General features: G+C 30.4%; 25 protein-coding genes and 1 riboswitch. Of the genes, 10 read left to right on the forward strand and 15 right to left on the reverse strand.

What is annotated here, in order from left to right; all coding sequences use genetic code 11:
- Positions 1–19 precede the first annotated feature (19 nt).
- Genes cobC through N456_RS13155 form a run of 5 tightly spaced genes read right to left on the reverse strand, consistent with a single transcriptional unit; the run spans position 20 to position 3,268 of the window.
- Entirely contained in the window at positions 20–538 is a 519-nt protein-coding gene (cobC, locus tag N456_RS13135) for an alpha-ribazole phosphatase (RefSeq protein ID WP_062057865.1), read from the reverse strand.
- Complete coding sequence (locus N456_RS13140) at positions 523–1,284, reverse strand: adenosylcobinamide-GDP ribazoletransferase (protein ID WP_062057868.1); 762 nt, start codon at positions 1,282–1,284, stop codon at positions 523–525. Before N456_RS13140 ends, cobC begins: the two co-directional genes overlap by 16 nt.
- Positions 1,281–1,625 (reverse strand): hypothetical protein, encoded by a 345-nt coding sequence (locus tag N456_RS13145; RefSeq protein ID WP_062057871.1) that lies wholly within the window; start codon positions 1,623–1,625, stop codon positions 1,281–1,283. Before N456_RS13145 ends, N456_RS13140 begins: the two co-directional genes overlap by 4 nt.
- 27 nt (positions 1,626–1,652) lie before the next feature.
- The gene (cobT, locus tag N456_RS13150; protein ID WP_062057874.1) at positions 1,653–2,690 is read right to left on the reverse strand and encodes a nicotinate-nucleotide--dimethylbenzimidazole phosphoribosyltransferase; all 1,038 of its coding nucleotides are present in this window, start codon (positions 2,688–2,690) and stop codon (positions 1,653–1,655) included.
- 59 nt (positions 2,691–2,749) lie between these two features.
- Positions 2,750–3,268, reverse strand: a complete 519-nt coding sequence (locus N456_RS13155) for a bifunctional adenosylcobinamide kinase/adenosylcobinamide-phosphate guanylyltransferase (protein WP_062057876.1) — start codon at positions 3,266–3,268, stop codon at positions 2,750–2,752.
- Between the two features lie 85 nt (positions 3,269–3,353).
- A riboswitch (cobalamin riboswitch) is annotated at positions 3,354–3,663 on the forward strand.
- Between the two features lie 77 nt (positions 3,664–3,740).
- On the opposite strand from N456_RS13155, the gene N456_RS13160 reads away from it, so the two are divergent.
- Positions 3,741–5,651: a TonB-dependent receptor plug domain-containing protein gene (locus tag N456_RS13160; RefSeq protein ID WP_062057879.1), complete on the forward strand. Its 1,911-nt coding sequence runs from the start codon at positions 3,741–3,743 to the stop codon at positions 5,649–5,651.
- A 625-nt stretch (positions 5,652–6,276) separates the two neighbouring features.
- Here the strand turns inward: N456_RS13160 and N456_RS13165 are convergent.
- A complete protein-coding gene (locus tag N456_RS13165; RefSeq protein WP_062057882.1) occupies positions 6,277–7,755 on the reverse strand; it encodes a S41 family peptidase in 1,479 nt (492 codons plus the stop codon).
- A 217-nt stretch (positions 7,756–7,972) separates the two neighbouring features.
- Here N456_RS13165 and N456_RS13170 point away from each other — a divergent pair, with 217 nt between their 5' ends.
- The 4 genes from N456_RS13170 to N456_RS13185 all read left to right on the forward strand — a co-directional run bounded on the left by N456_RS13170 (position 7,973) and on the right by N456_RS13185 (position 10,147).
- Positions 7,973–8,482, forward strand: a complete 510-nt coding sequence (locus N456_RS13170; RefSeq protein ID WP_062057885.1) for an RNA polymerase sigma factor — start codon at positions 7,973–7,975, stop codon at positions 8,480–8,482.
- Positions 8,469–8,900: a hypothetical protein gene (locus N456_RS13175; RefSeq protein ID WP_062057888.1), complete on the forward strand. Its 432-nt coding sequence runs from the start codon at positions 8,469–8,471 to the stop codon at positions 8,898–8,900. The genes N456_RS13170 and N456_RS13175 overlap by 14 nt, the downstream gene beginning before the upstream one ends.
- Positions 8,901–8,962: 62 nt before the next feature.
- Positions 8,963–9,499, forward strand: coding sequence for a DUF4252 domain-containing protein (locus tag N456_RS13180; protein ID WP_062057891.1), 537 nt, complete (start codon positions 8,963–8,965; stop codon positions 9,497–9,499).
- Positions 9,500–9,604: 105 nt separating this feature from the next.
- Positions 9,605–10,147, forward strand: a complete 543-nt coding sequence (locus N456_RS13185; RefSeq protein WP_062057894.1) for a DUF4252 domain-containing protein — start codon at positions 9,605–9,607, stop codon at positions 10,145–10,147.
- A gap of 99 nt (positions 10,148–10,246) precedes the next feature.
- Here N456_RS13185 and purB read toward each other — a convergent pair whose 3' ends face one another.
- From purB to N456_RS13200, 3 genes are all read right to left on the reverse strand, one after another.
- Positions 10,247–11,590, reverse strand: a complete 1,344-nt coding sequence (gene purB, locus N456_RS13190) for an adenylosuccinate lyase (RefSeq protein WP_062057898.1) — start codon at positions 11,588–11,590, stop codon at positions 10,247–10,249.
- Between the two features lie 168 nt (positions 11,591–11,758).
- Positions 11,759–12,313 carry a hypothetical protein gene (locus N456_RS13195; protein ID WP_062057901.1) on the reverse strand — a complete coding sequence of 185 codons (555 nt, stop codon included), beginning with the start codon at positions 12,311–12,313 and terminating at the stop codon, positions 11,759–11,761.
- Between the two features lie 26 nt (positions 12,314–12,339).
- Entirely contained in the window at positions 12,340–13,017 is a 678-nt protein-coding gene (locus tag N456_RS13200) for an SIR2 family NAD-dependent protein deacylase (RefSeq protein ID WP_062057904.1), read from the reverse strand.
- 679 nt (positions 13,018–13,696) lie between these two features.
- Between N456_RS13200 and N456_RS13205 the strand changes: the two genes are divergently transcribed.
- The 4 genes from N456_RS13205 to N456_RS13215 all read left to right on the forward strand — a co-directional run bounded on the left by N456_RS13205 (position 13,697) and on the right by N456_RS13215 (position 17,891).
- Positions 13,697–14,434, forward strand: a complete 738-nt coding sequence (locus N456_RS13205; RefSeq protein ID WP_062057905.1) for a LytR/AlgR family response regulator transcription factor — start codon at positions 13,697–13,699, stop codon at positions 14,432–14,434.
- A 397-nt stretch (positions 14,435–14,831) separates the two neighbouring features.
- The gene (locus tag N456_RS24490) at positions 14,832–14,984 is read left to right on the forward strand and encodes a hypothetical protein (protein WP_158447889.1); all 153 of its coding nucleotides are present in this window, start codon (positions 14,832–14,834) and stop codon (positions 14,982–14,984) included.
- A gap of 109 nt (positions 14,985–15,093) precedes the next feature.
- Entirely contained in the window at positions 15,094–17,139 is a 2,046-nt protein-coding gene (locus N456_RS13210; protein ID WP_062057908.1) for a tetratricopeptide repeat-containing sensor histidine kinase, read from the forward strand.
- An 80-nt stretch (positions 17,140–17,219) separates the two neighbouring features.
- Complete coding sequence (locus N456_RS13215; protein WP_062057911.1) at positions 17,220–17,891, forward strand: response regulator; 672 nt, start codon at positions 17,220–17,222, stop codon at positions 17,889–17,891.
- Positions 17,892–18,062: 171 nt separating this feature from the next.
- Here N456_RS13215 and N456_RS13220 read toward each other — a convergent pair whose 3' ends face one another.
- From N456_RS13220 to N456_RS13240, 5 genes are all read right to left on the reverse strand, one after another.
- The gene (locus tag N456_RS13220; RefSeq protein WP_062058630.1) at positions 18,063–18,812 is read right to left on the reverse strand and encodes an SDR family NAD(P)-dependent oxidoreductase; all 750 of its coding nucleotides are present in this window, start codon (positions 18,810–18,812) and stop codon (positions 18,063–18,065) included.
- A 64-nt stretch (positions 18,813–18,876) separates the two neighbouring features.
- Positions 18,877–19,458 (reverse strand): TetR/AcrR family transcriptional regulator, encoded by a 582-nt coding sequence (locus tag N456_RS13225; RefSeq protein WP_062057914.1) that lies wholly within the window; start codon positions 19,456–19,458, stop codon positions 18,877–18,879.
- Positions 19,459–19,776: 318 nt separating this feature from the next.
- Positions 19,777–20,526 (reverse strand): C40 family peptidase, encoded by a 750-nt coding sequence (locus N456_RS13230; RefSeq protein WP_062057917.1) that lies wholly within the window; start codon positions 20,524–20,526, stop codon positions 19,777–19,779.
- 123 nt (positions 20,527–20,649) lie between these two features.
- The gene (locus N456_RS13235; RefSeq protein WP_062057920.1) at positions 20,650–21,828 is read right to left on the reverse strand and encodes an acetyl-CoA C-acyltransferase; all 1,179 of its coding nucleotides are present in this window, start codon (positions 21,826–21,828) and stop codon (positions 20,650–20,652) included.
- 231 nt (positions 21,829–22,059) lie between these two features.
- On the reverse strand, positions 22,060–22,656 hold the full coding sequence (locus tag N456_RS13240; RefSeq protein WP_062057922.1) for a pseudouridine synthase: 597 nt from the start codon (positions 22,654–22,656) through the stop codon (positions 22,060–22,062).
- A gap of 433 nt (positions 22,657–23,089) precedes the next feature.
- Between N456_RS13240 and N456_RS13245 the strand changes: the two genes are divergently transcribed.
- Entirely contained in the window at positions 23,090–23,539 is a 450-nt protein-coding gene (locus N456_RS13245; protein ID WP_062057925.1) for a cold-shock protein, read from the forward strand.
- A gap of 148 nt (positions 23,540–23,687) precedes the next feature.
- On the opposite strand, the gene N456_RS13250 is transcribed toward N456_RS13245, so the two are convergent.
- On the reverse strand, positions 23,688–24,506 hold the full coding sequence (locus N456_RS13250; RefSeq protein WP_062057928.1) for an MBL fold metallo-hydrolase: 819 nt from the start codon (positions 24,504–24,506) through the stop codon (positions 23,688–23,690).
- Positions 24,507–24,589 lie beyond the last annotated feature (83 nt).

A 24,589-nucleotide genomic window follows, 5' to 3' on the forward strand; every position in this document is an offset into this window, starting at 1 on the left:
ATAGTAATTAGTGGTATTGTTAGAGTTTAACAACCTCTCCATACCTTATTTTTATATTAAAAGAGTCTTTTAAATCAGTTTGCCTTAGATAAGATAGTAATGCTCGCATTGGTCCTGCATGAGTCACAATAATGATAGCCTCATCAGAGCTTGTATCTAGAGAGGTGTAGAAACGTATAATTCTTTTTTGTAGCGTTATGTATGACTCACCATTAGGAACTTGTATGTTAACAAAATCTTCCATCCATGGATTTAATTCTGTTTGATTGATATGATTCCATGCTCTTAACTCCCAGTCGCCAAAGTCTATTTCTTTAAGCCGATCATCATAAGTAGTAGTGATGTTAAATGTTTGAGCTAATAATTTACATCGTTGTAGGGGACTGCTATATATTTTAGAAACTTTATGAATAGGAATGAGTTGATGTATTTTTTCTACCTCAGAAGGAAAAGAATCAGTGATCCCAATATCACTTTGTCCATAGCAGATCCCTTTCTCTATATTGGGAGTTGTATGTCTAACTAAATATATTTCCATAGCGCTATGATGGTAAGATAAAATACGATTTCACTTAATTGCTGAACTGCTCCTGCACAATCTCCTGTTTGTCCACCAATCCATTTCTTAAACTTAAAACCTAAGAAAAGCTTAGAAGCATACATAGTAATAATTGTAATGAATACCCATGGATTTTTGAAGAAAAACAGAGGTGTAATACCAAAAATGCCACTTATAATTAGTGAAGGTATGTTGATGTGTTTTGCAGCGGATTTAGATTTGCTATCTTCAGTGTCTCTTACATATGGATGTGTATATAATAGAGTAGTTGCGATAAAACGGCTTAGGCTATGACCTGCGATTAATACTAATGGAATATGCTGTATTTCTATAATTCTTAATACTGTGAATTTTATCCCTAGAATAAATAATAACCCTATTGTACCATAAGTTCCTAGTCGAGAGTCTTTCATGATAAGAAGTATCTTATCTTTAGTCCAGCCACCGCCAAAACCATCGCAGACATCTGCAAAACCATCTTCATGAAATGCTCCTGTACTATAAATTGTAGCAACCATAGATAGTAATAAAGAAACTTCTACAGGAAAAAGAAAGGAAGCTCCATAAAAAACAAGAGCGCCAATACCACCTATAAGTATTCCTACTAAGGAGAAATATTTAGAACTAAGTTTTAGGTATTCTGGATTATGATTAACCCATTTTGGACAAGGAATACGAGTAAAAAATAATATTGCTGTTAGAAATATATGGATTTCTTTTTTCATGGTGTAGTGAAATTAATAATCAAGCTATCCTCTTCTACAAAATACTGCCAAAAAGGAATAAAAGCACAAATAATAACGAGTACAGCTAGAATGATTCCTATTTTTCCAATCTTATTTTTATTTAAAAAAGAAATGATTCCAAAATAAAGACTTAATAATCCAATACATAACGTTATAATTTTTGCAGTTTTATGAATCGCAAAAATAGTAGTGTCAAGTTCCGAATTTTCTTTTGGTTGATCAATGTATGTTATAAAATGGTCATATAAATTGAGATTATATCGATAGATAAAATACATCCCAATAATAGCAACACCTATAGATATAATTCCTTTTTTCATTTTATTAAAGTGATAATTTCTATATACTTATTGATCTTTAGAAACTCCAGCACTTTCAAAACTAGCCATATTATTTAAAAATGCTACTGCGGATGCTATAATTGGATATGCTACCGCACTCCCTGTACCTTCTCCTAATCGCATTCCAAGATTAATCAATGGTTTTTTGTTTAAAAATTGATGCATTTTTTGATGCCCTTGCTCTTCTGATGTATGTGCAAAGATGCAGTACTCTAATACATTTTTATGCATTGCATGCGCTACTAATAACGCAGCAGTAACAATAAACCCATCTATAATAATAGTCATCTTAAGTTCAGCAGCTCTTAAGATAGCACCAGTAATCATTGCGATTTCAAATCCTCCAAAAGTGGCTAGGGCTTCAAGTGGAGATGTGGGGGTATAGTTTTGGTATACTTCGGATAAGATGTGTTGTTTGATCTTAATTTTTTCTGAAGTAAGACCAGTACCAGAGCCTACACATTCTGTTATAGGTGTTTTTGTAAAATATGACATCAATAGCGAAGCAGAAGAAGTATTACCAATTCCCATTTCTCCAAAACCTATAATAGTACAACCCTCTTTGTATCTTTTTGTAATAAGATTAGCTCCTTTTTGTATAGCAGAGGTACATTGTGCCATTGTCATAGCAGGAGTATCTTGATAGTTTTGAGTTCCAAAATCAATCTTAGCATCAATAACTCCTGTAATTTTACCAAAATCATGATTAACCCCTGCGTCTACGATATGTAGTGTAATATCATGCTGTTTACAAAATACATTAATAGCAGCACCTTCATTGATAAAATTATATACCATCTGAGCAGTGACTTCTTGTGGATAGGGATTAACTTCTCCTTTTTTAGCAATTCCATGATCTCCTGCAAAAACCAGAATAGTAGGTTGTTCTAAACTAGGGTGATCTGTATTTTGAATTAGACCTATTTGCAAAGCTATTTTTTCCAAAACTCCTAATGCACCAATAGGCTTTGTTTTAGTATCAATTTTGGATTGAAGTATCTTTTCTAGAGTTGTATTAGATATAGGTTCTATCGTAAAATTCATTGTAGTACTGTTTTACTTTAAACTATTAAAATTTTATAAAATTAAAAAGGGATTCTTTTTTATACTGTAGTAGTGCCTTTAATCAATACAGGAATACCAGAAACCATCAATATAGCATTATCCGCATGTTTAGCGATATGTTGGTTCATCCATCCTTGAAGCTCTGTAAACTTTCGTCCCACCTCAGTAGTTGCATGGACCCCCATTCCGATTTCATTAGAAATAATGATTATTATAGCATTTATACTGATGAGTTTATCAAATTCTGTTTTAGCTTGTGTAAGTGATAGTTCTACATCATTTTTGGTATCGACAAAAAAATTAGTAAGCCATAGCGTTACACAATCAATTACTACAACACTATTATCAGGAATTACTTTAGAGAGTTCTTTTTCTTCTTCAATAGAGATCCAACGCTCATCACGCTCAGCTACATGACGATCTATTCGCTGTTGGTGATTAGCATCCCAGATGCGAGAGGTTGCTAAATAGTAAGGAGTATCAGATAATTGTAAGGCAAGGTTCTGAGCATGATTACTTTTGCCAGAACGTTCTCCTCCTGTAATATAATATAGCATTAAAATTTGTTTTTAGAAAGAACAAAGGTAATTGTATAAATTACTTTTTTGTTAAAGTAATCTTATAAATTCCACAAAATATAATACATTCGCGCAGAATTTTGGTTTCTAAGCCTCCAAGAGAGGATAAGGATTAAAAGGGAATCAGGTGAATTAATTAATAATAATTATTAATCCTGAGCTGTTCCCGCAACTGTAAGCTGTACCAGATAAGATACTAAATATATTTTAGTTCTTAAAATTGGTGTTTGTTGTTAATACTACGATAAAACCACTGCTTGTGCTGAGTATATTTAACACTTTTTAAGAGTACTTAAAAAGATACTAAATAGTATAAGTGGGAAGGTAAACAACAAGACGCAAGCCAGGAGACCTGCCATTATTCGACAAGGTCAAACTTTCGGGATAAGGGTTTGGGTATGGGTAAACTACATACTTTTTTCCGGTAATTGTAATAATTAAGTAGTAAGAAATGAACAAAAAAAAGGTTTTTGGAGCAGCATTTTTGATGCTGGGATCTTCTTTTGTATTTGCACAGCAGATTCAAAACGAAGAAAGAGTGAATGAATTAGAAGAAGTGGTTATTTCTGATTCTAAATTTAAATTAAAATCAGAGCAGAGCGGAAAAGTAGTGACTAAGATTACTGCTAAAGAATTAGAACGTAGTCAGGGATTATCTGTTGCTACACTATTAACCAGAACATCAGGTCTGTATATCAATGGTAATGGTAGTGCAGCAGGACAGGATTTAGGTATTTATGCTAGAGGAGGGCGAAACCGACAGGTAGTTATTAGAATTGATGGGGTAACTGTTAGTGATCCATCACTTCCTTCTGGAGAATTTGATCTACGATTATTATCAGTCAATCAAGTACAAGAAATAGAGGTTTTAAAAGGAGCATCTAGTACTTTATATGGTTCGGGAGCTGCCGCGGCGGTAATTAATATTACTACAAAATCTGGAAGTAAGAAAAAAGTTTCAGCAAATTTTCAATCCACTATTGGTACCAATCAATCTCAGGAAGATCAGGACTATGATATTAATGAATTTGTGAATTTGGCATCAATTAATGGGACTTTAGGAAAAGTACATTATTTGGCTAGTTTTGGAAATCAATTTAGTGATGGATTATCAGCCGGAGAAACTGAAGGAGCCCATGAAGATGCTTTCTCAAAATATAACCTTACTACTAAACTAGGTTATCAGTGGAGTGAAAACTTTAGGTTTCATTTTTTCGGTAATTTAGATACATATAAAAACGATTATGATGCTTTTGATGGATCAGAGGCAGATAATACATTTGACAGCCAACAATTAAGAGCAGGCTCTTTTTGGGAGTTTACATACCTTAATGGTAGTTTTACCTTTACGAATAGTTATGCCTCCTTAGAAAGAGATCTTACTAAATCAGCTTTTCCTTCAATATATAAAGGTAAGGTACATACATTTGATGCATTTAATAAGTATACTATTAATGAAGTATTGTATACGGTTATTGGTGCAAATGGTTCATATAGTGATTTTAGCTTAGAAAATGGAGCTGCTTTAACAGAAGTTATAAAATCAGATGATGCAGAATTTGATATTATTGACCCTTATGCTAATATTGTATATACTTCAGGTTTTGGGTTTAATATTAATGCAGGAGCGAGACTGAATATTCATAGTGCTTATGATAATCATTTTGTGTATAGTATAAATCCATCTTATACCCATACATTTGGTAATAGTTATATAAAAAGTTTAGCATCTTATAGTACCGCGTATATAACTCCATCATTATTTCAATTATATGATACAGCATTTCTTTCTGGAAATCCAAATTTAAAACCAGAAGAGAGTGCTACTATAGAAGGAGGAATAGAGGTTTCTTATGATAAAAAATTTACAATGAGTGCTATCTACTTTAATCGTAAATCAGAGAATTTTATCACCTTTAATCCTAAAACTTTTGCTAATTTTAATTCTCCTAAGGATATTAATATTGATGGAGTAGAAGTAGTGTTTGATACAAAGTTTTTGGATGATAAAGTATCCCTAAATGGTAATTACACTTATACCAATATCCATAAGATTGATAATGGGATTAGAATTCCTGAACATATGATAAATGCAAGTTTAGGATATCAATTGGATAAAAAAACCTATACATCATTAAGCTATCAATATAATACAGAACGTAAGGATACTAATTTTGCAACTTCGACTCCTGTTTCGCTAACTGATTATGGTTTGTTAAATTTTTATATCAGTCATCAATTGATGGATAACCTGAGTATTTATGGCACTATGGATAATATTACTAATGAAGATTATCAAGAAATTTTTGGGTTTAATACCCGAGGAAGAAATGTAAGAATAGGATTTAATTTAAAATTTTAGAGGTTTTTAATCTAGATTTGATCTAAGATTTTAGCTCAAAAAAAAAGACCAGATTGTGTCGAAAATCATAATAACTGACATAGGTTTTATTAAATTAAACCATTGTTATTTAGAATAATTTTATCAAAATAAAAAACGTCCTAGATTTCCTAGGACGTTTTTCTATGCAATTAGAATTGTCACGAGTTTCCCGAGATCATTGTAATTGTATAGAAAATAGCGTAGCAAAACCTAACAAGATATATGATTCGATTATATTAGTAATGCTTATTTACAACAACTTTTAACTTCTAAAGAAGCAGATAATCTGTTTTTTACCGTTTGATACATTCTAAATGTAATGATACAGATAGAAATTTTGGTGATCATGACTAAACAGATTACTAGTTTAATCTTTCTTAGACGGAGTAATTCCCCAGAAAACAATCTAAAATCAAAATATCATTTTTCAGAAGCATATCTCGTCATATTACTCTGATGTCATCGATTTTACATATTCTTTTCCTGAAAAAGAATATGTAAAACTAAACGTTTAAACATCTAATTTACAGTAATCAGCATTGTTGTTCTATATCCTTTCCTTAGATCTAACCTCAGTTTTTTAAAATCAATTTGAGAAACAGAATTAAAAATCAGATTGTTCTATAGTGGTTACATCTAGATCTTGATACATACGCTCATAAGTAGGAGAAAACATTTTACTATCACCAATACTTTCTAACTCTAAAGCAATACTATTCTTTTTGAGACTTTTAATACCTAAAATATGATTTATAGCAGCTTTTAACATAGGTTCATTAGGATCACCTAAAACTCCGAGGTTAGAAACACCTCCAGGATTAGAAATATCTTCTTTGACTTCTACACTAGGAGTAAAACCACTATAATAATCTGTAAAACCAACAGAATTGAGTGATTTAAGAACTAAAGGTTGCATAGCATAGGTATGTCCTGTATTAGCATCTTTACGTCTAAAATTCTTAGAATCATATAATGTTATCGAAGCCTGAAATTTTCCTCTTGTAGTGGCACCTATCTGTATAACATTTATGTATGGATTAAGTCCATTAATAACTAATTCACTTGCAGAGGCAGAACTTCTTGATGTTAACACATATACTCTTGTTAAATTAAGACTGTTAATAGCATCATTATTTCTAATTTTATCATCAAATAAGTTGGTATTCCCAAGAGCATCTTGGCGATCAGAATTCCATTGTTCTGTAGAAAAAACTTTACCTTTAAACTGTCCTGTAATCATACTAGATAAATCAATTGCAGATGTAACAGCACCTCCACCGTTATAGCGTAAATCTAATATCAAATCAGTAACTTTATCTGAAGAAAACTTACCAAAAGCAGCATTAAGTTGTTGATCAAAATCTCCAGTAAAGGAATTATACATAAGATATCCAACAGGATTACCCCCTACATCAATAGTTTTTGATATAAAAATAGGATTTTCTGTATATTGTACCTTAGTCAGAGAAAGAGAAGCTCCTGTCGATGTAAAATTACTACCATCAAAAGTAGCTAGTCCTATTGTATAGTTATCAGGTTCTAATAGTTGTTTAAAATTTTTATCTGTTATCTGTGTACCATTTATAGTAGTAAAAATATCTCCTCTTTTTATCCCTTTAGCTTCAGCATCAGTGTCAGGAAGGACGTATCTCACATATCCAAATACATTAGAGGCATTATTTGGGTATCGTATCAATCGATATTCCATACCATTATTTCTTGTAATACCATCAAAAGCTTGCTCTAATTTCACATAGTCATTAACTAAAAAGCTAAACTCATCAGCTTTTTTTTGTTCGGTACCTACCGCTACTGTTCTTTGAGTTTGCAAAGCTTCAAAAATAGCCTCTGGAGACGCAAAGCTTCTTAAAAACTCCTGAAACTTTTGGGTAGAAGAAAAACGATTATTCGCTAAGTTAGGCACCTCTTCCTTATATAAATAGAAAGTATTCATACCTTTCCATATAAAACTATTAATTTCTGTATTATCAGATACACGTCTTACATCATCATTATCATTAAAGCATGCTGTAAAAGAGCTTATGATAACTAATAATAGTGTAAAATACTTTATGTACTTCATCTATTTCGTATTTATTGTTTTTATTTGTTACATGAAATCCATCAATAAGTATTCCGATTTAATATCGGAAAACTAAATAAAATATATCCCATAATAAGTATATAGCGATAAATGTAACTACTTTATTGTAATTTAAAAAAAATTGTAACAAATTATATAGATAGTCGTCTCCCTTATATAAAGCTGACAAAGTTTTATGAATAACCACCAACCAATAATGAAAGAAAGAGCATTTATAATACTGACAAATGGATTTAAAGACAAGCTTTTTAGGATGGCTAAACGTTTACTTGTAAGTAATGAAGAAGCAGAAGATGCGACACAAGAGATCTTATTAAGACTATGGAGGAATAAAAATAAAATGGCTGAGTATAATAATATAGAAGCGTTTGCAATGACAATGACCAAGAATTATTGCTATGATAAACTTAAGGCTAAGGAAACTAAGAATCTAAAGATAGTACATAGTAATTATAGAGATGAACGAACGTCATTACAAAAACAAGTAGAGGCTAAGGATAGTTTAGATTGGGTTGGCAAGATTATGGATAACTTACCAGAGCAGCAACGAATGATTATCCAACTTAGGGATATAGAACAGTATAATAATGCAGAAGTAGCAAAAGTGCTGGGAATTAATGAAACAGCAGTAAGAGTAGCATTATCAAGAGGAAGAAAAAAAATTAGAGAAGAATTATTAAAAAAACACAATTATGGAGTTGTCTAATATTGAAAAATTACTGGAAAAGTATTTCGAAGGCGAAACGACCATTTCTGAAGAAAAAGAATTAAAGGTTTATTTTACCAGAGAAACTGTGCCGTCACATCTAGAGAAATATAAAGATTTATTTCAGTATTTTTCTGAAGAGAGTACTATAATGGCTGCTAAGGATCTAAAATTTAAAAGGAATAAGAAAAGCAAATATGCGTGGGTTGGTGTGGCTGCATCAGTAGTGTTGATTGTAGGAATATTTTTAACACAACCTACGATATCTGAACCGAAAGATACTTTTGAGGATCCTGAAATAGCATTACAAGAAACCAAGAAAATCCTTAACATGGTTTCAAAATATATGAATGAAGGAAAACAAGAGTTAGTGTACCTAAACGAATTTGAAAACACTACTAATAAATTATTAAAGTAAAATATACATCCTAAAAAAGTATTGGTTAAACAATAGTATAAAAGGAATTAAAATTGAATAGTATGAAAAAAATAACAATTATTATAGTATTAGCAATGCTACCGTATATATCAAATGCACAAAATACTTTTGATAAGTATGAAAACATGAAAGATGTATCCTCTGTTGTAGTAACTAGTAAAATGTTTAAACTTCTAAGTAAGATAGATCTAGAAAGTAAAGATAGTGAGGTAAAAGAATATATGGATCTTGTAGAAAATATAAGAAATATAAAAGTTTTTGCAACAGAAAATAAAGGAATAGGACAACAGATAAAAACAGATGTAGAAACATATCTTAAAAATTCTTCAATGGAAGAGTTAATGAGAGTGAATAGTGAAGGCAAAAATGTTAAGTTTTACTCTAAGCCAGGGAAAGATGAAGACCATGTGAGTGAATTGTTTATGTTTCTTGATGGGATAAATGATAAAGGAGAAGGACCTAGTACAGTTGTACTTACTATTACAGGAAATATTGATCTAAAACAAGTTTCTAAAATAGCAAATCACCTTAATGTTCCTGGTAGTGAAGAGCTAAAGCATGTAAAAAAAGGGAATTAGAATAGTAAATATATAAGGTTTTTACGTCTTCTTATTTTTCTATGAGAAGACGTTTGACTTAAAAGTAATATCAATCAAAAGACAGTCAATCAAAAAATAATAGAGATGAAGAATGTGATTATAATTATAGGAATAATTGGTCTATCATTAATAACAAGTTGTACTAAAGAACCCTCGTTACAAAAGTATTTTGTAGATCATCAGAATGATGCTGAGTTTATAGCAGTAGATATACCATCTAGTCTTTTAAGTAAAGAAACGATAAAACTTACAGAAGAAGAACAAGAAGCATTAGAGAGCATAAAAAAGATAAATTTTTTAGCATTACCCCTTAATGGAGATAACCAAAGTAGATTTGAAAAAGAACAAGCAGCCATAAAAAAAATAATAGCTTCTGATGATTACGAAAGTTTAATGAGATTTAACTTTCATGGAATAAAAGCAATACTTAAATATCAAGGAGAAGATGATGATATCGACGAAGCTATTATTTTTGCGACACATCAAGAAAAAGGATTAGCATTATTACGTATATTAGGTGATAATATGAAGCCTGAGAAAATAGCAGTATTAATGCAATCAATAGAAAAAGGAAAAATTAATATTGAAGCTTTAAAAAAACTAGAAAATACTATAGAGCTTAATTAAGCTTCTTCTTTATTCAAAGAAAACGTTTAATAAAAAAAGTGGTTTTGATTCTTAGAATCAAAACCACTTTTTTTATTAAGTAAACTGTATTAACGATCTCTATATACCAGTGTAATTAGAAGGAGTGATCTGTTTTAATTCAGATTTTATAGAATCAGAAATCTCTAGAGTTTCGATAAAATTAGCAATAGATTGTTGATTTATTTTTTCATTAGTACGAGTAAGACCTTTTAGTGCTTCATATGGATTAGGATATCCCTCTCGTCTTAGTATTGTTTGTATTGCTTCTGCTACTACTGCCCAGTTGTTTTCTAGGTCCTGAGCAAATTTTTCTTCATTAAGTAATAGTTTATTTAGTCCCTTTAATGTAGCCTGAAAAGCAATCAATGTATGTCCAAATGGAACTCCGATATTTCTAAGTACAGTACTATCAGTAAGATCACGTTGTAGTCTGCTTACAGGTAATTTTGCAGAAAGATGCTCAAATAGTGCGTTGGCTATCCCTAAGTTCCCTTCACTATTTTCAAAATCAATAGGATTTACTTTATGTGGCATTGCCGAAGATCCAACTTCTCCCTTTTTAATTTTTTGCTTAAAATAATCCATAGATACATACGTCCATATATCTCTATCAAGGTCTAATAGTATTGTATTTATTCTTTTGAGCCCATCAAATAGAGCAGCCATATGGTCATAATGCTCAATCTGTGTTGTAGGAAAAGAATGATGTAATCCTAATTTCTCTTGTACAAAATGAGTTCCAAAAGCTTTCCAGTCAATAGTAGGGTAAGCTACTTTATGAGCATTATAATTCCCTGTAGCTCCTCCGAATTTAGCAGCACTAGGGATATCTTTAAGCAAATCAAATTGAGCCTCGATTCTGGTTACATATACCTGAAACTCTTTTCCTAATCGAGTAGGGGATGCAGGTTGTCCATGTGTACGTGCAAGCATTGGTATAGTGGCCCATTCAGTAACCAAAGATTTTAATTTTTCTAAAAGAACAGTATACTCTGGTATATAAACACTAGTGATAGCTTCTTTAATACTTAATGGTACAGCAGTATTGTTAATATCCTGAGATGTTAACCCAAAATGAATAAATTCTTTATATTGTTGTAATCCGAGTGTATTAAATTTTTCTTTTATAAAATATTCTACCGCTTTTACATCGTGATTAGTTACACTTTCAATGTCTTTTATGGCCTTAGCATCTTCACTAGAAAAAGAAGTGTAGATTTCTCTTAGTTTATCAAATAATGCAGTATCAACATTTTCTAGTTGAGGTAATGGTAATTCGCATAATGCAATAAAATATTCAATTTCTACAAGTACACGATACTTAATTAAAGCCTCTTCACTAAAAAACGAACTAAGGGATTTGGTTTTTGACGCATAACGTCCATCTATAGGAGAGATTGCTTGCAAGGAAAATAATGACATACTTTTATTTTTTAAACAAGCAAATATAAAGTATATGTTTTGATTTTTGATTTACGATTTACGATTTTTAAACCAAAGCTTTTTTTCTTATATAAACTAATGTTTTTTATCCATTATACAAGAACTTTCTAAGTTATAGATTTGTATGAAAATAAAAGTGATATTATGTTATCTTAATTTCTTTAAAGTCATTCTGGCTCTTGCTTGATATGCAGCACTACCAATATTATAATTATTTTCTAGTATTGTCTTAAGTTCAGGGTGTATCCAATCAAACTCAGTTCCTAATAAGTATAAAGATGTTATAGAATATGCCTTTGGAGCAACTTTTTGATCAGTAATAAGCCAGTCAAAACAGGTTTCGGTAATTTTCTCTCGATGTTTTAGTGTTAGAAATTTCCTTATTTTAGTTTCCTTTTCTTGATAATAAGCAATTGTAAGATATTCTACTATTTTAGCCATAGGTCTTACAGCAGGGTGTTGATAAACTTTTGGGATGATGCCTATAAGTTCATCAAGATATGGAAAAATAGCCTCAAGAGTATGTTTGCATAAAAACTCGAGCCCCCATGAGGCTTTACATGATTTTTCATTATCTACTTGTGAACAAATAGTAAGTAAATCTGGTAGTAGTGCTGGATTATCAAGAATCAAATTAGCAAAAGATGCTCTTTTTTCGCGAGAATGATTAACCTTATCTAACACTTCATTAAGCAATGTCATATGAAATACATTATTTTGATTCTATTCTAATTCACTAATTTTTTTACAATTTTTGCTACACCTATTGTTGCTTTTTCTGGGAGTATGGTAAGTTTTTTTGAAGGAGATATAGCAGGGTTTGGATCAATAAAATAGATAGGAATTTCAGGACGTGCATACTGTAATAAGCTTGCAGCAGGATATACCTGCATAGAAGTACCTATGATGATCAGAATATCTGCTTGTTCTGTAATCGTAATAGCAGTATCTAGCATAGGTACAGCTTCACCAAACCAGACAATATGAGGTCGTAATTGAGAATTATGCTCACAATGATCACCTAATAAAAGATCTTTTTTCCAATCTAAGATTAATTCTTTATCAAACTGACTTCTCACTTTTAGTAATTCACCATGTAAGTGAACTACTGTAGTACTACCCGCTCTTTCATGTAGATCATCTACATTCTGGGTTATAATAGTTACATTATATTGTTTTTCTAAAGTAACCAAGTTAAGATGTGCACTATTAGGGCTTACAGTATGTAATTGGCTACGTCTCTTATTGTAAAAATCTAATACTAGTTCTGGATTATTTTTCCACCCTTGCGGAGAAGCAACTTCCATAATGTCATGACCTTCCCATAATCCATCTGCCCCTCTAAAGGTATTAATACCACTTTCTGCACTAATTCCTGCCCCTGTGAGTACAACTATATTTTGCATAAAATTTACTGTTATTAGTCGTTTTTACTAATTCATAAAAAGTAGTATTGTGTTTAATTCAATACAGTGTTTTCTTACGAGTCTATACGTAGCAATAAATATATTTAAAAATCTACTTATATAGTAACTAGATAAGATAGTTGCTATTTCTTTTATATGTGAAAAATATTCAATTGACTGTAAATTAAATAGTTGAATTGTGTTTTTTTTGAAAATAATAAATACGATAGGGATAACCATAAGTAATGTATATGCTAAACCATTTTTAAGATTGAAAAAAGAGGTGCTATTTATTGTAAAATATTGTTTAACAGATATTTTTTTAATATCAATCTAATTAGAGTATTAAGGTTAATAAAAACATTACCTATATACAATAAAAAAAATATAAAAAGGTTTTTTTATTATGATTTTTTGGTTGCTAAATTGCTTTTTTAATCTTTTTTAACAAAACTATATGGGTAGTGTTAAATCTATAGATTTAATCTGTTTTGGCTTTTTTTTCGATAAAATGCTGATAATCATCGCTAAGTGGGGTTTTTGTAAATTTTTACACTAAAGTTTACCCATATTAATATTATGGTTTTACCGCATACAAGAGAAAGAGCAAATGCATTATCTTGTAGATAGAATATATCGTAGCTATTGACCGGCACCAAAATTACTAATCAGATACCCTATGAAATACCCTTATGTTGTTATTGATAATGATCATAAAATTGCAGATTCTATTCAAATATTTTTAGAAGAACAAACAGATTACATCTGTACAGGAATAGCAGAAAATGAACAAGAAGCATTAGATTTAATTTTAGAAAGAAGACCTCGTATTGTTTTCTTAGAGCCCGAAGTACCAGGAATGTATTGTACTACTACAAGGTATTCTTTAATGGTGGAGTTGGCTAAATATATGGTTCGATTACCAGAGTTTGTAGTGATTACTAAAACATCAGAATATGCGATAGAGGGTATACGTAACAGAATTATGGATTATATTCTTAAACCATTTAATAAAAATCAGATTAATAAAACATTAATGCGGTTTAAAAAAGATTTTGATCAGATAGGAGAGAATACATTGTGTTTTAGATCCTATGGAGATTATCGATTTGTAGATGTAGATGAAATCTTGTATCTCAAAGCTGATAACAATACTACTGATTTTATAATGAGTGATGGTAGTAAGGTAGAAGCGTTCAAAACTTTAAAGCATTTTCAACATTTATTACCAGATCATTTTGTACGGATTCATAATAGTTATATTATCAATACGGATTATGTATCCAGAATACATTTTGGAAAAGCAAAATGTGCAATTAAAAATATAGATGATATGATCCCTTTTTCTAAATCATATAAAAATAATGTAGAAGAGATCAAAGATGCATTAGCCAAGAAAAGTTTGATATATATATAAATTTGATACCTGATAAATACTAGCCAATATCTTATTATAACTTATTGGTTTTATAAAAAAGAACAATAACTAATATTATAAAACTCTTAGTACATGATTTCCTACAAATATAAAGATCCCTAAAATCCGTTCATTTACTCGTATAATCGGTTAATGTACATTTGATAGAGGTCTATCTACTAAATGTACTATAATATATTAGGTGCGAGGGGATAAAGATTCTACATTTGTAGTGTACAATTAGAACTACTAACCCAAACAACAGTTAGGTGTTGGTATTCTTAAGAAAATAAAGTCGCAGCGCATCATAGTCCCGAAAAAATAAATTAAATAATCCCCTAGTAAAGATATTAGGTATTAAAAAGAAAAAAACTAATAACTAAAAAAAACAACTATTATGAAAACTATAAAAATAATATTCGCCGTATTACTATTAAGTCCATTATTTATTGCTTGTGAAGCAGATTCTGTAGATGAGCAAGTTGGTATTGAAGAACAAACAGATATTATAGGAGGAGAAGATGCTGCTGATGAAATTCCTCCAGAGTAGTATAAAATTATGTGCTTAATAATTCTACTTCAACAAAAAAGAACTTTAAACTTAAAGTTCTTTTTTGTTGAAGTAGAATTCCTTAATTTAGATAATAAACAGTTTTTTTATGATTATTAATTTATGTAAGTTTTTAAGTTTATTTTTTATACTAATATTTTTTGGATGTGGACAATCCGATAAGGTTGATGATAAAGAGTTGAAATCTAATTTGATAATATCTTATATAAAAAATTCTCAGAATAATTATCTTCCTATTGATGAAAGGAAAAAAAACTTAGAAAAAGCATACAACATTTGTTCTACGTTTGAAGATGGGATTTATAAGAGAAATAAAATTCATGATATTTCAACTAGTTATTACATTTTAAAAGATTATCGGAGTTATAAAAAAATGAACATGAAGGCAATGAAGATAGCCAGTTCAATTAATGACTCTTTGGGTATAGCTAAATCATATAGGAACTTAGGGATATATTATAGAACTTCTAAAATTGATAGTGCATATTATTATTTTGATCAAGCAAAACAAATTTATTCAAAAGTTTCAGGAAATGATTATGAGCAAGGAAAAGTACTACTTGACATGGCTCGTATTTTACAAAAAACAAAAGATTATAGTGAAAGCGAGGCGCTAACTATAAGATCAATAGAAAAATTTGAATTATCTAAGAATATAAAATTCTTGTATTTATGTTATACTAATTTAGGAATATTAGCAAAATATTTGGAGCGATATGATGAAGCGGTAGACTATCAATTAAAAGCTATAGACTATGCTAAAGGTACAAGTAATGAAATATTACAAACTTTAATATCTTATAACAATATAGGTACTATATATAAATCTCAGAAGAACTATGATAAAGCAAAAGAATATTATCATAAGGCATTGTCCTATACTGATTATTTAAGTACTAAGCCAAAGCGACACTCTCAATTATTAGATAATCTAGCTTATGTTAACTTTTTGTCAAACGATATGGCAAATATTCCAGATCTTTTTTATAAAGCATTAAATATAAGAGATAGTATCAATGATAGATATGGTATTGCTACGAATACTTTACATTTAGCAGAGTATTATAGGTATATTGATGATTATAAAACTGCTAGAATGTATGCAGAACAATCTCGTGATGTATCATTAGAATTACATAATAATGAAGAATTATTACAAGCATATCAATTACTATCAGAAATATCAGATAGTGATAAAGGATTAGTATATGCCAATACATATATTGCACTTAATGATAGTTTGGTCAAAGAAGAACGTTTGTTTAGAGATAAATTTGCTCGTATCCGTTATGAAACTGATGAAATTGTAGAGAAAAATGAGCAAATCAGTAAAGAAAATCAAATTCTAATAATTGCGATATTAGGGTTAACTACGTTGTTTTTATTAGGATATATTATTTTTAGGCAACAACAAAGTAATAAAGAACTACTATTTGCGCAGACCCAGCAAGAGTCTAATGAAGAGATTTATCGATTACTACTTAATCAGCAGGTAAAACTAGAAGAAGGAAGGCAATTAGAACAAAAACGTATGTCAGAAGAATTGCATGATGGAGTTTTGGGGAGGCTATTTGGAGTGCGATTAAGCTTAGATGGTATCAATCAGCGTGCTAATGATGGATTTACAGAAACCAGAAATAAATATATAGATGAACTAAAATCAATAGAAAAAGAAATACGATTGATCTCCCATGATCTGGGAGCAGAGACCTTACCGTCTGATGTAGCATATATTGATGCAGTAGAAAATTTAATTAAGGATTTATGTAATGTACATGGTATAGAATTCGAATTTAGTAATGATGAGGATATTGATTGGGAGGGCATAGATGACCAGAAAAAGGTTAATTTTTTTAGGATTTTACAAGAATCTATGCAGAATATTTTTAAGCATGCCAGTGCTGAGATTATAAAAATTAATTTCGATTATGTCGATGATACCATAAATCTTACTATTTTAGATGATGGAATAGGATTTAGAACAGGTAAGGTTAAAAAAGGAATTGGGTTAAAAAACATTGCATCTAGAGTAGAACAGATGAATGGGGTAGTTAGTTTTGTAAGTGATAATGAATCAGGTACTACTGTGTCAGTTAGTGTGCCATTACATACAAAAATAGTAGAATTACACTAAAAATAATGTATACTCGTAATGTTATATCAGTGATATTATGAGAATACAATTTTAAAACCTAAAAACAATAAATTTTTAAGATGAAGAAAAAGCTAAAAGTTCTTATGATTGATGATCACCCTATGATCATCGAGGGGTATAAGAATACCTTATTAGGAGAAAATCAAAGAGAATATCAAATTAAGATAGACATCGCATCTAATTGTGATGATGCATACGCAAGTATTGTAAAATCCTCGGAGACGGTTCCTTATGATATGCTTTTTGTCGATATTAAATTACCCCCTTCTACAGACGGAGCTATTACTTCTGGAGAAGATCTGGCAAAACATGCTAAAGAATTACTGCCTAAGTCAAAAATTATTATACTAACCATGCACAGAGAGGATCACAGAATTCATAATATTCTTAAGAATATTAATCCTGCAGGTTTTTTGATTAAAAGTGATTTGACTTCTAGTGAATTGCTATTGGCGTTTAATAATATTATTAAAGGTAAAGCATATTATAGTGCTACTGTAAATGATCATTTTAGAAAAATGATGACTAATAAGTTTTCTCTAGATGAGAAAAATTTAAAAATTCTATATCATTTATCTCGTGGTGTTAAGACTAAAAACTTACCCAATTATGTAAGTTTATCATTAAGTGCAATAGAGAAGAGAAAAAATCAGATTAAGGAGATGTTTTCTATAGCTAAGGCAGATGATCAAATGTTATTAGAAGAGGCGCGAAAAAGAGGATTTATATAATATAGATCTTGTATAATACATCATTATCAAATTAAATATCCCAGTTTTAAAATTATTAATATATTTAAAAATATTAAATTATATTACAGGCAAAAAAATTCTCACTAATCATAAAAATTAGTGAGAATTTTTGATTTTAAAGGTAAATAATATTGATACTCCTCTAATAGATTATATCTGACTTAATCCACCATCAATCTCTAATTCTACGCCGTTGATGTAAGAAGCGTCATCTGAGGCTAAGAATAATGCTGATTTAGCAATTTCTTCAGAAGTTCCAAAACGACCTAAGGGTACTTGTTGTGCAAAACCTTTACCCATTTCTTCTACAACATCTGTAGGAAGTCCCATTTTACCATAAATAGGTGTGTCAATAGGTCCTGGAGCAATAGAATTCACTCTTATTTTTCTAGATTTTACTTCCGAAGTTAATACTCTTTGATATGCACGTAATGCACCTTTAGTAGCAGAATAAACTCCCAATCCATCAAAACCTTTTTGACTAACGATAGAATTGGTAAATAATATAGTACCTCCATCATTTAGATGTGGTAATGCCTCTTTAGTTGCTAATATTGGTCCTTTTACATTAGTATTAAATAATGTATCATAATGTTCTTCAGATATTTCGTGAGCTGGAGCTACAGGTGCAATACCTGCATTAAGAAAAAGAATATCAATTTTTCCATAAGCATTGGTTGCTTCTTCAATTAATCTTTTGTTATCTTCTGGTTTAGCTACATCAGCTTTAACTGCGATAAAATCCCCTTTGAGTTCAGCAGTTATTTCATCCAATGCTTCCTGTCGTCTTCCAGAAAGAACGACTTTGGCTCCTTCTTGTAGGTACAACTTAGCTGTTGCTAATCCTATTCCACTATTAGCTCCAGTGATAACAGCTACTTTGTTTTCTAGTTTTTTCATTGTATTATTTTTTGTGTTCAAATTATTTATTTGGAACAATCGTTCCAGATTAAGTTAAAAAAAATTAATATAATACCTTAAGTATAATGTTTATAAGGTTTTTAAGTTCTTCTTTATTTTTATTTAATATGCCTGTCATTCTAAACCCTTGGATAGATGAAAATAAGTATAGTGCATATTGGTTTGCTGTTTGTTTTTGATTAAAGATTTTTTCCATTTGTCCATTGCTTACAATATCTTCTAGCATAACAATCATTTTATCCTGATTCTTTTCCATAAAAGAGTTAATTGAAGGTTCTTGGTTTGTCATTTCTGATTTACAATTTATAACCATACAACCTTTATGATCTTGATCATTTACAATTTCCTGTAGATGTAAGTCAAAAATTGTTTCAATAGCTTTTGAAGCATTGTATGATTTTGCTATTCCTTGACTAAAATTATGATTATGTATTGACTGATAGTGTGATAAAACTTCTAGAAACATATTCAATTTACTCCCAAAAGAGTTATATATACTAGATCTATTCAGTTTAGTGGCATCTACTAAATCTTGCATAGAAGTACCGTTATATCCCTTTTTATGAAATACTTCTGTTGCTTGTTGTAAAACTTGGCTTCTATTAAAAGTTTCTGTTTTTGGCATAATTAAAATGAAATGATCGTTTCAAAATTACATAAAACTAAGGTAAGTAATGTTATTAAAATCATAAAGTTTATAAAAATAGTTCCTTCCGTAAGTCTGTTTGAATATCTATTCCTAGTGTAAACAAGTGTTTATCAAAAGCTTTATAGCCATTTTTTTATAAAACTCAATCACTCTGGTATTTTATTCTGTATTATGAGGAGTGCCAAAAGCATCATAAAATGTTTAACGACCTATATTTAATAATTTTAGGCTATCCGCAAGTTGTACCTGTATGTTCGATTTTTTTTGGAAATCATTACTACATAAGTTAAAATCTTAGATAATCTTTTTAATCACCCTTAATTTATGCGTATGAGTTCTTTTTTCGACATTATAAATCCCAGTATGATCTATACGATCCACTCGCACTTTACCATGCGCATGAATAATATAATTATCTTTCATCATAATACCTACATGAGTGATTACTCCTTCATCATTATCAAAAAAAGCTAAGTCTCCAGGTTCACTTTCTTCAATAAAACTTAATGGATCACCCTGTGTTGCTTGTTGCGAGGCATCTCTTAATAGTCGATATCCATTAAGTTTGTATACCATTTGGGAAAAACCACTACAGTCAATGCCGAAATTTGTTTTTCCACCCCATAAATATGGGGCATTAAGGAATAAAAATGCAGTAGAAACAATGTTTTCCTTTGTTTGTTTTTCTACAATTTTGGTTCCTTCATATTGATGTTTAAAAAAATCTAATGCTGTTAAAGAAGCCCCTAATGGAATTGGCATTAGTTGATTATCTTTACAACTTACAAATTCTACCATATCTCCTACCATAGAAGGGGAGTATCCTTCAAATTTTTGGTACTCTAATTCAGTAATTTCTATATACTGCTTGTTATCGATCCAACCTTCATAGCTGTCAAAAGCTAAACGTATTTTACTCCATTTTTTTCGTTGCTCTAGTATTTTAAAATGCTCACCATATAATACCTGAGAAACCATTTCACTAGGATCTTTTGGTTCAAAACGTAATGGGACAATACTTAGATTGCAAATACCGTATTGCATGGATTTTTTATAGAAACTAGCTAATTATACACTAGATGTTAGACAATAAGATTGTAAGAAATAAGATAGAAAGTATAAGGTTTAGAAATATAAAAATCTAAACCTTATATTCTAACATATAATTTATAGACGTTCAATTACCATAGCTGATGCACCACCGCCACCATTACAGATGGCTGCAGCACCTGTTTTTGCGTTATTTTGCTCTAATACGTTCATCAATGTAATTAGTATTCGTACGCCAGAACATCCTAATGGATGCCCTAAAGAAACAGCTCCTCCATTTATATTAGTATTAGTGTCGTTAAGACCTAGAATTTTCAAATTTGCTAACCCTACAACAGAGAAAGCTTCATTAAATTCAAAAAAATCTACATCATCAATAGTAATTCCTGCTTTATTTAACGCTTTTGGGAGTGCTTTTGCAGGAGCTGTAGTAAACCATTTAGGTTCTTGTGCAGCATCTGCATACCCAGTTATTTTTACAAGAGGTTGTAAACCTAGTTCTGCTGCTTTTTCTGCACTCATCACTACAACTGCTCCAGCTCCATCATTGATAGTTGATGCATTTGCTGCGGTTACTGATCCATCTTTAGAAAAAGCAGGTCTAAGAGCAGGGATTTTTTCTATTTTTACATTTTTGTATTCTTCATCTTCTGTAACCAAAATTGGTTCACCACGACGTTGTGGAACTGAGACAGGAACAACTTCATTATCAAATTTACCTTCTGCCCAAGCTTTAGCAGAACGCTCATATGATTGTACAGCAAAAGCATCTTGGTCTTCTCTACTAAAATCATATTCTTTTGCACAAAGATCAGCACAAACTCCCATTGCATTTTGATCATATGCGTCTACTAATCCATCTTTTTGCATACCATCTTCCATAGTCTGAGGTCCGAACTTATGCCCAGCTCTTAATCGTACGTAATGAGGTATCAGACTCATATTCTCCATTCCTCCGGCAACAATAATATCGGCATCACCCAAAGCAATAGCCTGAGCAGCATGCATAACAGCTTTCATACCGCTGGCACACACTTTATTTATAGTGGTACAAGGAACATTTTCATTGACCCCAGCAGCTAATGCTGCTTGTCTAGCCGGAGCTTGCCCATTTCCTGCTTGTACAACATTACCCATAAATACTTCTTCTACTAGAGAAGGATCTAAATTTATTTTATCTAGTGCGCCTTTAATTGCAGTAGCTCCTAATTGAGTCGCAGGAACAGTAGATAAACTACCCATAAAACTTCCAATTGGTGTGCGTGCTGCAGACACGATTACTACTTCTTTACTCATTATGTATGTTTTAAAAATGTGTGTATTGTTATTTTGCGAATTTAATGATTTTTAAGGGATATGCATAGCGAAGTTACTAACAAGACTATTGAGTAGAGGGCGAACCTATTTTTTATTGTTTTTGAATGTTTTTATAGAATAGAGCTGTGGTCTTAAATCATTTATCTTATGATGAACTAAATTATAATAAGCTTATTAAAAGTATAAGAAGGAGAGTTTACAGCAAACGAGCTAAATAAATGTAAGATCTAACGCTCTAACCTCTCCAATTTCCATATTTTTTAAGTAAATATCTCCTATTCGGATTCTTATCAATCTTAATGTAGGAAACCCAACGGCCGAAGTCATTTTTCGTACTTGACGAAATTTACCTTCTCTTAGCGTAATAGAAACCCAACTTGTAGGACCATGTCTATCATCCCGTATTTTTTTTGATCTTTCTGGAAACTTTGGAAATGGATCTAATTTGTAAGCTTTGCAAGGGGAAGTAGTGTATTTTTTTCCATCAAAACCAATTTCAACCCCTTGTTTTAGTAGTTCAATTGCTTCTGATGTAATATCTCCATTTACTTGAGCATAATATTCTTTTTCTATTTTGCTACTACAAATATGATTACTGGTTTTTCCATCTGTAGTTAATAATAATAAACCTTCTGATTTCTCATCTAATCTACCAATAGCCATCATTTTTTTTGGAAAATTATATAATTCTCCTAAGAGTTTTTTTGAATTTTGTTTTTGACCATTATTAATGAACTGACTTAAATAACCATATGGTTTGTAAATAGCAAAATGTTTATGATGATTTCTTTCAGTAGTATGTTCCATTTACAAATTTATAGAAAAGTTAATTTCTTTAAGAAAAAAAAATAATTGACAAATCTACAAATTAAGTTTTATCAATAATTAAATTTGTTTTGAGTATATATATTATGATATCCAAAAAATATTTTTTAACAAAAAAACTTAACATTTTATTTCAGCACTAATATTAATGATGAATCCATTATATTTATGTGGATAACTCTTAATTTAGCAAAGAGTTTTTTTTATTCAAAAATGAAAACTTATCTTTGTATAAAAGGTTGAAGTATATACGATATTGTATATATCTTCTGGTTATTGCAACAACTGGGTAAATTATTCGGTAAATCAATCTTATAAATTGTAGTTTTCCAATCGTTCGTTTAGTATTTCAATGACAACATTTATGGTATTCATAGATGCAAAATAAATTTAATAAAAAAGTGTATAAAAACGAATGGCAAAATCACAACAGACTTTTAGTAAAATTGAAAAAGAAAAAAAGAAATTAAAAAAGCGCGAAGAAAAGCAGAAAAAGAGGATAGAACGTAAAGCAAATTCTAATAAGGGTAATGGACTAGATAGTATGATTGCTTATGTTGATGAAAATGGTTACACCACTGATACTCCTCCAGATCCAACGAAGAAAAGAAAAATTAAAGCTGAAAATATAGAGATCGGAATCCCAAAGAGAGAAAAAGAAGAATTTGATCCGGTTAGAAGAGGAAAAGTTGCTTTTTTTAATGATTCTAAGGGATATGGTTTTATTAACGATGAAGAGACCCAAGAAAGATATTTTGTACACGTTAATGGTTTGATGCAAGATGTTAAAGAAAATGATAAAGTTACTTTTGAACTAGAGAGAGGTCAGAAAGGAATGAATGCAGTTCGAGTTAAAAAAGTATAACTATATTTTATAAATGATTATAATTAAAAAAGGTCTGTATTTTTACAGACCTTTTTTAATACCCCATAGATTCTTAATTTATTAAGATTACCGCTTTTAAGGAATCTTATAGACTTGCTAAGGGGGTTGATTCTAGCTGGGTGTGATTTTAGTTTTTTTCTGCATTATGATCGATACTAGGATACCATTCTAATTGTACTACTTCAATAGTTGTATCTTTAGAGACAAGTTTTTTAAATTTTACAATATCACTATACCCTTCTGTTCCACGATAATGATAAGGGTATACTTGTTTTGGTTTAAATTCAAGAACAGCATTTGCAGCACTTTCTACAGTCATAGTGTAGGGTAAGTTCATACATACAAAAGCCATATCAATATATTTTAAAGCTCTCATTTCTGGAATATCTTCTGTATCTCCTGAAAAATAGAGACGTTTTTTCCCTAAAGTAATTACATATCCATTACCTCTTCCTTTATTATGAAATTTTAAAGCTTCTTCACGGAGATTATACATAGGAATAGCTTCAATAGATATGCCTTGTACTTCTTTTGTTTCTTCATTATTTATAATAACCAAATGATCAGTATATTTTGCAGGGAGCTTTTCGGCAACAGCTTGGGGAACAATAATCTCTGCTTTTGATAAGTCAAGACTATCTAAAGTCTCTATATCCATATGATCACTATGAATATCCGTAATGAGTACCAAATTTGGAGGTTTTTTTTCTTCAAAAGCCTTAAACCCTCCTGAAGGATCAATATAGATTGTTTTTCCTTTCCATTCTAAAATTGTCGAAGCATGTTGTATTGGATCAATTTTGATATCACTTACTGGTTTTTTTATAGTTTTTTTAGGGATTTCTATAATGGTTTCGTTACTTATATCTATTTCTTCTTTTTTTTGTGATTTACAATTCAAAAAAAAGAGGCAAACCAATGTAAAATATAGGGGTAGGAATTTCATGATATTTTGGTTTTAGTATTTAATTAGATGTAAAAGATAAGAATAATGAATGGAATATATAATGTAAATTGAAGATTAGGTGG

It is taken from the genome of Aquimarina longa SW024 (genome assembly GCF_001401755.1).
Taxonomy (GTDB): domain Bacteria; phylum Bacteroidota; class Bacteroidia; order Flavobacteriales; family Flavobacteriaceae; genus Aquimarina; species Aquimarina longa.

Excerpts from the sequence above, each read along its gene's own strand:
- N456_RS13245 (WP_062057925.1), top strand. The coding sequence starts at position 23,090 with ATGGCAAAATCACAACAGACTTTTAGTAAAATTGAAAAAGAAAAAAAG.
- N456_RS13180 (WP_062057891.1), top strand. The coding sequence starts at position 8,963 with ATGAAAAAAATAACAATTATTATAGTATTAGCAATGCTACCGTATATA.
- N456_RS13140 (WP_062057868.1), bottom strand. The coding sequence starts at position 1,284 with ATGAAAAAAGAAATCCATATATTTCTAACAGCAATATTATTTTTTACT.
- cobT (WP_062057874.1), bottom strand. The coding sequence starts at position 2,690 with ATGAATTTTACGATAGAACCTATATCTAATACAACTCTAGAAAAGATA.
- N456_RS13215 (WP_062057911.1), top strand. The coding sequence starts at position 17,220 with ATGAAGAAAAAGCTAAAAGTTCTTATGATTGATGATCACCCTATGATC.
- N456_RS13225 (WP_062057914.1), bottom strand. The coding sequence starts at position 19,458 with ATGCCAAAAACAGAAACTTTTAATAGAAGCCAAGTTTTACAACAAGCA.
- N456_RS13195 (WP_062057901.1), bottom strand. The coding sequence starts at position 12,313 with ATGACATTGCTTAATGAAGTGTTAGATAAGGTTAATCATTCTCGCGAA.
- N456_RS13165 (WP_062057882.1), bottom strand. The coding sequence starts at position 7,755 with ATGAAGTACATAAAGTATTTTACACTATTATTAGTTATCATAAGCTCT.
- N456_RS13210 (WP_062057908.1), top strand. The coding sequence starts at position 15,094 with ATGATTATTAATTTATGTAAGTTTTTAAGTTTATTTTTTATACTAATA.
- N456_RS13175 (WP_062057888.1), top strand. The coding sequence starts at position 8,469 with ATGGAGTTGTCTAATATTGAAAAATTACTGGAAAAGTATTTCGAAGGC.
- N456_RS13220 (WP_062058630.1), bottom strand. The coding sequence starts at position 18,812 with ATGAAAAAACTAGAAAACAAAGTAGCTGTTATCACTGGAGCTAATAGT.
- N456_RS13235 (WP_062057920.1), bottom strand. The coding sequence starts at position 21,828 with ATGAGTAAAGAAGTAGTAATCGTGTCTGCAGCACGCACACCAATTGGA.
- N456_RS13240 (WP_062057922.1), bottom strand. The coding sequence starts at position 22,656 with ATGGAACATACTACTGAAAGAAATCATCATAAACATTTTGCTATTTAC.
- N456_RS13205 (WP_062057905.1), top strand. The coding sequence starts at position 13,697 with ATGAAATACCCTTATGTTGTTATTGATAATGATCATAAAATTGCAGAT.
- N456_RS24490 (WP_158447889.1), top strand. The coding sequence starts at position 14,832 with ATGAAAACTATAAAAATAATATTCGCCGTATTACTATTAAGTCCATTA.
- N456_RS13145 (WP_062057871.1), bottom strand. The coding sequence starts at position 1,625 with ATGAAAAAAGGAATTATATCTATAGGTGTTGCTATTATTGGGATGTAT.
- N456_RS13250 (WP_062057928.1), bottom strand. The coding sequence starts at position 24,506 with ATGAAATTCCTACCCCTATATTTTACATTGGTTTGCCTCTTTTTTTTG.
- N456_RS13200 (WP_062057904.1), bottom strand. The coding sequence starts at position 13,017 with ATGCAAAATATAGTTGTACTCACAGGGGCAGGAATTAGTGCAGAAAGT.
- cobC (WP_062057865.1), bottom strand. The coding sequence starts at position 538 with ATGGAAATATATTTAGTTAGACATACAACTCCCAATATAGAGAAAGGG.
- purB (WP_062057898.1), bottom strand. The coding sequence starts at position 11,590 with ATGTCATTATTTTCCTTGCAAGCAATCTCTCCTATAGATGGACGTTAT.
- N456_RS13170 (WP_062057885.1), top strand. The coding sequence starts at position 7,973 with ATGAAAGAAAGAGCATTTATAATACTGACAAATGGATTTAAAGACAAG.
- N456_RS13230 (WP_062057917.1), bottom strand. The coding sequence starts at position 20,526 with ATGCAATACGGTATTTGCAATCTAAGTATTGTCCCATTACGTTTTGAA.
- N456_RS13155 (WP_062057876.1), bottom strand. The coding sequence starts at position 3,268 with ATGCTATATTATATTACAGGAGGAGAACGTTCTGGCAAAAGTAATCAT.
- N456_RS13185 (WP_062057894.1), top strand. The coding sequence starts at position 9,605 with ATGAAGAATGTGATTATAATTATAGGAATAATTGGTCTATCATTAATA.
- N456_RS13160 (WP_062057879.1), top strand. The coding sequence starts at position 3,741 with ATGAACAAAAAAAAGGTTTTTGGAGCAGCATTTTTGATGCTGGGATCT.